The following is a 10,451-nucleotide window of genomic DNA, read 5'->3' on the forward strand; positions in this document are numbered from 1 at the left end:
GGGATGCTCAGAGCAGCGCGTCCTCTCGGGCTGTGAAGCCGTCTTTCGCGCAGTGCAACGTCAGTGGGCATTCGGAGCAGAGCGGGAATTCAGGTCGGCATAAATCACTCGCTAACTCAATGAGTGCGCAGTGAGCCTCGCGCGACGACGCACCCATGCCGATCATCCTGGCGACGGCTAGTCGACCGTCCGTCATCTTGTTCCGCCGGTCAGCCGTATTGGCCTGGAAACGTCGGGCTACCCGCAACACCCCCTTGGTGATAAGCACAGGTTCTTCGAGGTCTGAATCGGCGCTGGCGTCGCCGGGAGCCGGAACCGCGAGGATACTCAGGTCAGCGATCGAATCCGCTAGACCCAAAGTTTTTCTCATCCTTTCCGCTGATCCGTTTAGAGCATCAGGATCCGAGACGAGATGGTCAGCGACCGCCAACACTTTTTCGGCGCGATTGATCCTCCCAATCCCAGTTGACATATCGCGCAGCAACTCAGCAAACTCCGAACGTTCGTGCTTCGTCATCGCAGAAGGCTCCTTGAGGTCCCGAAGAACCGGCCATATCGACCGGATAATGCTTGGGGATGCCCGATCGAGCAGAAGTTCCGCTGCCACGAAAGTCCATCGCGAAGCTGCTCTAAGCCATGGAACGGCAAGGTTTCGCTTTCGCTTCCGCATCCAATCCGCTAAGAGACCAGCCGTCTGTTTCGTGGAAATGCCGGCGTCGACATCTTCCTCTAAAGAGTGGAGCACCGCCTTTCCTACAACGTAGCCCAGCCTCGGCGGAACTGCATTACCGATCTGCCGGAAGGCCGCGGAGGGGGGCCCATCAAACCGGAAATCGTCGGGAAACGTTTGAAGGCGCGCAGCCTCCCGAACAGTCAGAGTCCGACTCTGCCGCGGATGGATATACCAGTAGCCATCTTTTGCGATGTGCGCGGTGATGGTTCGAGACAAATCATTCTCGTTGAGCCGATTGTATTTGTCGTCGAAGATGTCACCACGATACCGCTGGTGCTCCTTATCGAGATCTGTGTACTTTGTCGCGTGAGTCATTCTCTCGAACGCCGCGCGATCGTCCTCGCGGACTGGGCGGGTGATGTGGTCGAAGACTTTGCACGCATCCTCGCTCGGGACACCGCTCCGCATCTCGCGCTGGAACTTTGTCACCGGACCGCCATAGTCAGACCAGCCATCCTCCCCGCCGTCAGGGCGCCAACCCCCCTCAACCTCTGGCAGGTCACCGATCGCATTCCATACGGTGACTTTTTCCAACGATTCCTCGGGCCAGGTGAATTTCCGGTTGTTCTGCAATGCAACGAGAATAAGCCGCTGTCGAAATTGCGGGACGCCGTATCTCCACGCGTCCACTACGCGCTCCTCGACGCTGTAGCCGAGCTGCTCTAATTCTTCGACGACGCTTCGGAGGATGAACATTTCGCGGTCAAGTGCCATATCAGGAACGTTCTCCATAATCACGGCCTTTGGCTGCACCAGTTGCACGATCTCGAGAAATGAGCGCCACAGATCACGCCGCTCGTCGTGTGGATCGCGGAGCCCGGATTCGACCCTGTAACGGAGCATCGAGCGACCGGCCCTCGAGAAAGGCTGGCACGGCGGCCCGCCGGCAATCAGCTCTACCCCGGCGCGCTGACACAATTCGGCAACCCGCGAGACCGTCGACGGATCGGACAAGTCCCAATTCGCGGACATGCCTGCGAAGTGATGGGCGTGTGTTCGACTGGCCCAGGGATCGTTGTCGGTACCTAAGACTACGCTGAACCCGGCTTTCTCTAGGCCGAGGCTGAGGCCGCCTGCTCCACTAAAGAAGTCAGCCGCCAGCCGCGAGCCGCGCCGCTTGAGTGCGGCCGCGTACGCCAGGAATGACTCCTCGTCCTCTGTGTGGTTCGCATGAGGCTTCAGCTTCACGAACGGTCCGCGAACCAATCGCACGCCGTAGGTGTGGGACTTACGGACCTGCGGCGATGTCGACACAGGATCACGATAGCGGGCACACCCGACAGAAGCGGCGATCACCAACTGGCACCGGCGGCGTGTGTTGGCCGGCGCATTTGGTCGCCGTATTACGGTCCGGCACCCATGTGCGTGATTCCGTGGCGCATCGCCGACGATCCGTCCGAGCTCGGGCTACCGCGCAGCCGCGATGCACAGTCAACGCAGGTCGTGGCAGCCACACCTAGGCCGGTCACCTGACCGGGGCGGGTACGGGAATCGGCCCCTGTGCTCGCCCCGGTCAACCGATAGACGGCCACCGTGGCGGGTGTGAGGCGCAAACTCCCCGCCACGGTGCGCTCAACGCACAGGCGCAGTTGGGGTTTGGGCCGGCTGGTCGAGCAGTGAGGTCAGCCCGCAACCGACGCTGATCGCCTGCTGCGCCTTCTCGATCAGCTCATCTCCACAGTCCCATTCGTCACCGCCGAGCGCGATCAGTTCGTCGGCCTGACTTTGCAACTCGTCAATCGTCCTCACGATCTTGGCGGCAAGCCGTGCACGCTGTGTTGTCAAGGTGAACGCACGACCGCGCTTGCTCGTTTGGTGTTGCCGCCGTTGGCGCTTGCCGTCGAGTCCGATCACTCGCGCTCCGTCAGGTGTCCGGTTTTCGGACACCCGCAGATCGTCAGCCACCGTGCTCTTCGCGGTGCCGGTGGCGGCTGCGATGGCCCGCACCGACATGCCGTGCTCCGCAAGGTAGGCGACGATCTCGCGCCGCGCCTGACGGCCCTTGGCGCTACACAGCGGTGCGAGCGCATATGCGAGATACGCGGGCCAGCTCGCGTATCCGAGCGCTTCGTGTATCCGTCCCGCTTTCGCCTGTGTGACAAGCGCTGCAAGCTCGTCTAGGTGGCGTCCGGTGCTTTCCGCCATGCGTCGGATTCGCCCATCGAGCGTGACGGCGGATGCGTGTTCCAGGGCGGGTGTCTGTTCGGCGACTGCGGTGGTCATTGTGCCGCGCTCTCTTCAGACAAGGCGACCGGCAGATGCGTCGCGATGTTCTCAACAGTCTTGGAGATACTGTCGGCGCAAACAACTTTCGCCACACACGCTGCGTTCATCAACGTATGACTGAGGTCCGGCTCCGAGGCGTGTACCTCGCGGCTCAAAGTCAGAAGCTCGTAGTGCACGCAGCTTAGTTCCGTTGCGAGGCGGTCGAGTCGAGCGAGTCTCGCTTTTGCCTTCGCGATGTGCAGTGCGGACGGGTAGACGTTGGTGGTCATCTATGTGTTCTCCTATCGGCTTATGTGCTGCCGGGAGAAACAGAAAATGCCCTCGCGGCAAGCAGTGATTGCTCTATGCGAAGGCATCGTGCCGAGTGGTTACGGGCGTGCGTCTCCGAGTCAGGTACCGCGCCGATTTGCGCGCGGCCATCGTCTGACTTTGTAACAGACCTTGGTGTCGATATTGGTGCGTTACGTGCGTCTGTGGCTCTACCTCAAGTCTACCCAAGCGGCGGGGGTCCGGCATACCCGTGTCAGCTAATCTCCGAGCCACTCATGCTCAATACGTTCGATCTCTTTGCCGAGCGCATAGGCCGTTTCTTTATCGCAGTGAACTTCGACCTCATCCTGATACTCCGCCGGAAGATGTTTGCGCAGAGAGAGAAACCACGGAGTGCCGACTATGTTTGGTCTCTCTTCTCTCGTCAGAAACGTATTTTGCATCAGCGGATCGTTCTGCGCGGATTCCCAACCTTGGTCAGCGATGCGAGCAGAGTTCAGACCGTCACGCCAGTCCTTGATCTGCGCTCGGTGGACCTCGCGCTCGCGGTGCTCCCGGTCAGCCTTAGCGGTGCGCCAGTCGAGCACCGCCTTGATGCTGGTGGGCGCGACACCGAGGGCGGCACCAATACCAGTGCCGATTACACCGATCCACGCCTGATCCACGAGAGAGTCCACCTTCTGCGTTGGGCGTCTTAGCTAGCCCCACATCGTGACGCCAAGAGTCCAGCCGACAACCTGACACAACTGCACGCTCACGTAATCCCGCTTGATCGACTGCGACCCCGGCACCGTGTAATACGCGTCCTTCAAGTGAATGTGCCGCGTCAGAACCCAACGAGAATTCTTGGTGCCGTGCTCTTCAAAGGCTTTATCGTCATCCGCAATCATCTTGTCGATGTCGTCCGCCGCACCTTCGAACGTCCGACGGGCGTAGTCGTCGGCGTACTCGGGTAGCTCGCCGTCGTCGGTCACACTGCTGACGCCCTCGCGGAACAGATCAGCCATGTTGCGGTAGAAATCTTGGCCGCTCGTGATGTGGCCCGCGATCATGCCGCCCTGAAGAAACAGAGTGATCGGAATGCCCTTGCCTGCCCCGCCGAAATCGGCGCTGTCGGCAAGGCTCTGCAATACGCGGTGCGGCGCGGCGTAGTAGTCCGTCGTCTGCGTCAGGCTCTCGTAGAACTCTGTGCTCGCGGCCTTCGGTTCGCTGCCGGTGGTGTCGCCGTCGCTGGCGTCTGAGGTGTTTTCGCTCATGCACAGTATTCTCCCAGCGCGCACCGACAATTCTCGGTATGTCGCGGCGTACTTCGGGTGTGCTCTGTCTGCTCTATCGTTCAACTGGGCGCGTGTGGGCGCTCAGGCCGTGCGCGGTGCCTCAGGCGTCGGCTAGCTCCGCGATCCCGGCTGCGATGCCGACGAGTGCTGCGCGGCGGATCGCCTGAGGGTCGTCTAACGCTTCGGGGTGCTGGATCAGCCACCCGACCATGAGGTCGTCGTAGGCGCGTTCGAACTCATCCGCGTAGACGAGCGCCCCGCCGCACTCCGTCATCCTGTCCACTTCATCCCCTCCGCACCAATTATCGCACATTCGCCCATACGTTCGACTTTGCTGCTCGCGGTGCTGCTGCTCCCGCACTGCTCCCGCATCCTCGCGCATTGCTGGGCGCGGCGAAGAGTGCAGGTCGCAGGATTGGTGCCTGTGTCGACTGACCCTCATAGGGTCACTGACCTGCACTGACCCTGAAAAGCCCGGTGCCCTCAACCTGCGGCGACGTTTTGCTGAGCAGCGCCGGAAACAGCTTCCCAAGCTGAATACGCGGGTTCGATTCCCGTCATCGGCTCCACGATTACCAGCGGTAGCGCTGCTCGAAACTTTCGAACATGCAGTCGCACGACGTGTTCGAACGCGTCGGCGGCGAACATAACGCGGTCCGCCGACGATTCGGGATCGTGCCCGCCAATCGAGTTCGGTTGTCATGTCCGCGCCGGATCGCCCAACTGTCTTCTCCAAGCTCGAGTTGTCGCCAGTCGAGCCGATGATGTGTGCCACTTTCCCGGGCCGGGGTCGCCCAAGGACTACGGACTTTCCGTGGTCCTTAGCGGCCCCGTTGCGTGACAACGTCGTCGTGTATCCGATACGGAAGGAAGCACGCATGAACGACATGACCGCCGCCGCCACCCGCGTCGTCGTCATCGGCGGCGGATACGCCGGAGTATTGGCCGCCAACCGGCTCACTCAGCGCGACGACGTCGTGATAACGCTGGTCAATCCACGCTCGGAATTCGTCGAGCGCATCCGACTGCACCAACTGGTCGCGGGCAACGACGACGCCGTCGCCGACTACGGCGCGCTCCTTTCCGAGCGGGTGCGCCTGGTCGTCGCTCTCGCCGAACGCATCGACTCCGCCGCCCACCAGGTCCGGTTGAGTTCGGGCACCACGCTGGACTACGACTATCTCGTCTACGCCGTCGGCAGCACCGCGGCCGTACCGTCGTCGGTGCCGGGTGCGTCCGAATTCGCTTATCCTCTCGGCGAATTGGAGGCCGCTCGGCGCCTCGCCAAGCGGCTCGCCGACGTCTCGTTATCCGCACCGATCGTGATCGCGGGCGGTGGCTTGACCGGGATCGAGGCGGCCTCCGAATTCGCCGAGGCGGGCCGAAAGGTCATCCTGGTCACCGGCGCACTCGGACCGTCGCTGGCGTCCGGGGGCCGCCGTTCGGTGGCCAAGCGCTTGCGCAAGCTGGGTGTGGAGGTCATCGAAAACGCGACGGTCGCCGCCGTCAGCGCCGACCGCGTCACCCTGCGCGACGGCCGCGTCCTTCCCAGTGCCGCCACGGTCTGGACGGCGGGCTTCGGCGTACCGAGCCTGGCCGCCGACAGCGGGTTGCGCACCGACCGGCTCGGCCGGCTGCTGACCGACGAAACCCTGACCTATCTCGACGATCCATCGATCATCGCCGCAGGTGATGCAGCCTCGCCCTCGGGCGTGCCGCTGCGCATGAGTTGCCAGTTGGCCATGCCGTTGGCGTCGCACGCGGCCGACACCCTGCTGGCCCGCGTCGAGGGCAGGGAGCCCGCCGACATCAACCCGGCGTCCGTCGGGCAGTGCATCAGCCTGGGTCGCCATGCCGGGACCATCCAGATGTCGCACTTCAACGACCAGGCGTTGCCGATGCACATCGGTGGGCGCCTCGCCGCGACCATCAAGGAATCCGTGTGCAAGGGCACCCTGTCGTTCCTGATCAAGGAGGCCCGCAAGCCCGGCAGTTACTTCTGGCCGAGAGCCGGCAAACGACAGGCGCACGTCGAGCAACTGGCGACGAAGGCATAGCGAACCACACCAACCAGAGGAGATCCGATGTCCGACGTCATGGAAATGCTCGCCACGGCGATGACCGTCATCCAGTCCGTCAAGCCGCCGCACATCCCCGAGGGAGCCGACGCGATGACCGCGATCATCGAGTGGGGTCCCGGTGACACGGGCGCCCCGCCGCACCGCCACCCTGGCGGGCCGTGCTTCGGCTACGTCCTCGAGGGCGAGATGCTCTTCGAGCTAGAGGGCGAAGCCCCCCGCGTCATCAAGGCCGGCGAGGCGTTCTGGGAGCCCGGTGGCGACGTCATCCACTACTCCGACGGAAACAACCGCGACGATGTTCCCCTGCGGTTCCTGGTCACCATGCTCTGTCGCCCCGGCACCGAGATGTTCGTTCTGGTCGACGCCGACGAGCTCGAAGCCCGCAAGGACCGTCGCGTCCCGCGTTCCGAATAGTCCACCCCCAACCCTCGTCAGAAAAGGCACTCCTCATGAGCACTTCGAAGAACATCACGGTCGTCGGCGCCACGGGCATGATCGGCGCTCAGGTCGTCGACCTGCTCACCGCCGCCGGGCATCGGGTGACCGCCGCGTCGCGCTCGTCAGGTGTCGACGCGATCACCGGCGACGGCGTCGACGCCGCATTCGCGCATGCCGACGTCGTCGTCGATGTCCTCAACTCACCCAGCCTGGAAGACGGCCCGTCGCGGGACTTCTTCACGAAATCGGCGACCACTTTGCTCGCGGCCGCCCAACGGGCCGACGTCGGGCACTACGTGCTGCTGTCCATCGTCGGTGTCGACAAGCTGAGGGGTCGCGGTTACCTGGAGGGCAAGCACAGCCAAGAGGAGCTGGTCGCGTCGTCCAATCTGCCGTACACCATCGTCCGGGCCACCCAGTTCCACGAGTTCACCGACGGCATCGCCGCCTCGCTGATCGTCGACGGGCAGGTCCAGGCTCCGGACGCGTTGATTCAGCCGGTCGCCTCGGCCGAGGTCGCCGCCCTCGTGGCCCGGGTCGCCGACGACGCGCCGCGTCAGGGCGTCCTCGACCTCGGCGGCCCGGAGAAGATGACGTTCGCCGAGATGGCTCGCGCCGTTCTGGCCAAGCAGGGCAAGGACTTGCCGATCAACGTCGACCCAGAGGCCACCTATTTCGGCACGCCCGTCGAGCAGAACAGCCTGGTCACCGGCGAGGGCGCCGAGATCGCGCCGACACATCTCGCCGATTGGCTGGATCAGCGATGACCGCCCAACTGAACGACGCCGGCCCCTCGTCACCGGGTCACCGTTTCGACGACGTCGTGCTGCGGCGGCATTCCACGCGAATGTTTCTGCCCGACAAGCAAGTTCCACACGAACTGTTGCAAGAGGCCCTGACTCTGGCGATGCGGGCACCATCAAACTCCAACGTGCAGCCGTGGCACGTGTTCCTGACCACCGGCACCCGGCGGAGACGCCTCGGGGCCGCACTCGCCGCGGCCGTACGCGCCGCTCCGCCGCCCTCGCTAGGTCTGCCGGAATCGCACAACCAGCTGCGTCGGCAACTCGGCGCACTCCTCTACGGCGCGATGGGTGTTGCCCGCGACGACGCCGCTGGCCGCTGGACCGCGCAGCTACGCAACTGGGACTTCTTCAACGCCCCGGTCGCCGGAATCGTCTGCATGCACCGCGATCTCGGCCTTCCCGATGCGATCGGCGTGGGCATGTTCCTGCAGACGCTGCTGCTCGCGCTCACCGATCGCGGCATCGACAGCTGCGTCCAGGTGTCCACGGCGCTCTATCCCGACGTCGCGCGCGACCAACTCGGCATCCCCGACGAGTTGGTTGTCCTGTGCGGGTTGTGCATCGGCTACGAAGACCCCGTGTTCGTGGCCAACCACCTCGACATCCCTCGCAACCCCGTCACCGACAATGTCGCATTCCTCCAGGACTGACCCACACCGAAACCGCGGACAGCATCTCGAAAAGGGCCCACGGTGACCGGGGATCACGTGGGTTGAATTCGCGTCCTCGCCACCGCACGGTGGGCGGCCTCGGCAGCTGCCCGTAGCCGTGCGTCGAACCGTATTCAAAGTTGCCGCGCATCAGCGGATTTCGCGGCTGGTAGCTTTACCGCCATGGGTGCTTTGGACGGACGCGTGGCTTTCATCACCGGCGGGGCTCGCGGGCAGGGCCGCTCACATGCGCTGGCCCTGGCCGCCGAAGGAGCCGACATCGTCGTCGCCGATGCCCCGGCCGCGATGACGGACCTGACTTACCCCCTGGGTACCGAGGACGACCTACGGGAAACGACCAAGCTCGTCGAGGAACTGGGCCGGCGCTGCGTGCCGATCACCCTGGACGTGCGCGACGCGGCCGCGGTCAACACCGCGATCACCCAGACCGTCGCCGACCTCGGCAGCCTCGACATCGTGGTGGCCAACGCCGGAATCGTCAGCACCGGGGTGCTGGAAGACGTCAGCGACGTGGTCTGGCAACAGCTGATCGACACCAACCTGACCGGCGCCTTTCACACCCTGCGCGCCGCGATACCGGCGATGCGCCAGCAGCGGTTCGGCAGGATCGTCGTCACCTCCTCGATGGGCGGCCGCATGGGCATCCCCGAGCTGGCCGCCTACAACGCCACCAAGTGGGGCGTTATCGGCCTGGCGAAGTCCGCCGCCCTCGAGGTCGCCAAGGAGGGCATCACGATCAACGTCGTCTGCCCGACCACCACCCAGACGCCGATGGTGCAACCCACCGGAAGCGACGACGTCCCCGACGACCTCGTGCGCCGGATGACCAAAGCCAACCCGATACCGCAACCCTGGCTGCAGCCCGAGGATGTCAGCCGCGGCGTGGTGTACCTGGTCACCGACCCCGGGGTGATCACCGGAAGCGTGCTCGAGATCGGCCTCGGCGGCAGCGCACGCATCCACTGACGAACCCCAACGAACCGCACTGACGGCGAACCGATGTTCGCTACGCTTGACCCCGATTGATCAATCGCCTGGGAAGCTGGGGCCAGGTAATGGCTGAAAAACCCAAGGCTCGCGCCCGCGCGTCGGGAGCGAGCGAGGTCGTGGCGGAGTTAGCCGCTGCCGGGTTCGACAACGCCCGCCAGATCGCTCGGGGCGCCGCCGGGGTGGTCTACTGCTGTCGCGAGACAGCGCTCGGGCGCAATGTGGCGATCAAGGTGCTACCGACCTTCAGCGACGACGCCGGCCGCGAACGATTTCTGCGCGAGGGCTACGCCATGGGCGGGCTCTCGGGGCACCCGAACATCGTCAACATTTTGCGGGTCGGCCTGACCGCGAGCGGCCGTCCGTACATCGTCATGTCGTACTGCCCCGCGGGCTCGCTGGGCCTGCGGGTGCAGCGCGAGGGCCCCATCGCCTGGCCGGAAGCCGTGCGGATCGGCGTAAAGCTCTGCGGCGCACTGGAAACCGCACACCTGAGCGGCACGCTGCATCGCGACATCAAGCCCGCGAACGTGCTCGTCAACGACTACGGCGAACCGCAACTGACCGACTTCGGGACCGCCCACATCGCCGGCGGATACGAAACGGCGGCCGGATTGTTCTCCGGCACAATCGATTACCTCGCGCCCGAGGTGATGGCGGGCGATCCCGCGACCGTCGGCAGCGACGTCTATTCGCTTGGCGCCACCCTGTATTCGCTCATCGCCGGCAGCCCCGCCTACGAGCGCCGCGGCAGCGAAGACCTGCTCGCGCACTACACACGGATCAACAACACGCGGGTGCCGGACCTGCGCCCCGGCGGGATCCCCGACGCGGTGTGTTCGGCGATCGAGACGGCGATGGCGGTCGACGCGGCCGAGCGGCCGGCTTCGGCGGCGGAGTTCGGTCGCGGACTGCAGGAGAGCCTGCGCCGCAACGGCCTGAAGCCCGACGCGATGGCCATC

General features: G+C 64.4%; 12 protein-coding genes. 6 read left to right on the forward strand and 6 right to left on the reverse strand.

All coding sequences use genetic code 11. From position 1 onward, the window contains the following. Positions 1-7 precede the first annotated feature (7 nt). The 6 genes from DQP58_RS16320 to DQP58_RS16345 form a co-directional block, all read right to left on the reverse strand. Positions 8-1,987, reverse strand: a complete 1,980-nt coding sequence (locus tag DQP58_RS16320) for a DNA cytosine methyltransferase (protein ID WP_112709345.1) — start codon at positions 1,985-1,987, stop codon at positions 8-10. Positions 1,988-2,305: 318 nt separating this feature from the next. Continuing rightward, entirely contained in the window at positions 2,306-2,956 is a 651-nt protein-coding gene (locus tag DQP58_RS16325; RefSeq protein ID WP_112709346.1) for a hypothetical protein, read from the reverse strand. Continuing rightward, positions 2,953-3,228 carry a hypothetical protein gene (locus DQP58_RS16330; RefSeq protein ID WP_112709347.1) on the reverse strand — a complete coding sequence of 92 codons (276 nt, stop codon included), beginning with the start codon at positions 3,226-3,228 and terminating at the stop codon, positions 2,953-2,955. Before DQP58_RS16330 ends, DQP58_RS16325 begins: the two co-directional genes overlap by 4 nt. Positions 3,229-3,486: 258 nt before the next feature. Beyond that, positions 3,487-3,894: a hypothetical protein gene (locus DQP58_RS26640; protein ID WP_133259385.1), complete on the reverse strand. Its 408-nt coding sequence runs from the start codon at positions 3,892-3,894 to the stop codon at positions 3,487-3,489. A gap of 33 nt (positions 3,895-3,927) precedes the next feature. Next, positions 3,928-4,485 carry a hypothetical protein gene (locus tag DQP58_RS16340; protein WP_112709349.1) on the reverse strand — a complete coding sequence of 186 codons (558 nt, stop codon included), beginning with the start codon at positions 4,483-4,485 and terminating at the stop codon, positions 3,928-3,930. A 121-nt stretch (positions 4,486-4,606) separates the two neighbouring features. Further along, positions 4,607-4,789: a hypothetical protein gene (locus DQP58_RS16345; RefSeq protein WP_112709350.1), complete on the reverse strand. Its 183-nt coding sequence runs from the start codon at positions 4,787-4,789 to the stop codon at positions 4,607-4,609. Positions 4,790-5,393: 604 nt separating this feature from the next. On the opposite strand from DQP58_RS16345, the gene DQP58_RS16350 reads away from it, so the two are divergent. The 6 genes from DQP58_RS16350 to DQP58_RS16375 all read left to right on the forward strand — a co-directional run. Further along, the gene (locus tag DQP58_RS16350; protein WP_112709358.1) at positions 5,394-6,563 is read left to right on the forward strand and encodes an NAD(P)/FAD-dependent oxidoreductase; all 1,170 of its coding nucleotides are present in this window, start codon (positions 5,394-5,396) and stop codon (positions 6,561-6,563) included. A gap of 27 nt (positions 6,564-6,590) precedes the next feature. After that, on the forward strand, positions 6,591-7,001 hold the full coding sequence (locus DQP58_RS16355) for a cupin domain-containing protein (protein ID WP_112709351.1): 411 nt from the start codon (positions 6,591-6,593) through the stop codon (positions 6,999-7,001). A 35-nt stretch (positions 7,002-7,036) separates the two neighbouring features. Then, positions 7,037-7,792, forward strand: a complete 756-nt coding sequence (locus tag DQP58_RS16360) for an SDR family oxidoreductase (protein WP_112709352.1) — start codon at positions 7,037-7,039, stop codon at positions 7,790-7,792. A gap of 80 nt (positions 7,793-7,872) precedes the next feature. Then, entirely contained in the window at positions 7,873-8,481 is a 609-nt protein-coding gene (locus tag DQP58_RS16365; protein ID WP_240629869.1) for a nitroreductase, read from the forward strand. Between the two features lie 183 nt (positions 8,482-8,664). After that, positions 8,665-9,468, forward strand: coding sequence for a mycofactocin-coupled SDR family oxidoreductase (locus DQP58_RS16370; RefSeq protein WP_112709354.1), 804 nt, complete (start codon positions 8,665-8,667; stop codon positions 9,466-9,468). A gap of 89 nt (positions 9,469-9,557) precedes the next feature. Beyond that, on the forward strand, positions 9,558-10,451 hold an 894-nt coding region (locus tag DQP58_RS16375; protein WP_133259386.1), incomplete at its 3' end, for a serine/threonine-protein kinase.

It is taken from the genome of Mycobacterium colombiense, assembly GCF_003284975.1.
GTDB lineage: Bacteria > Actinomycetota > Actinomycetes > Mycobacteriales > Mycobacteriaceae > Mycobacterium > Mycobacterium europaeum_A.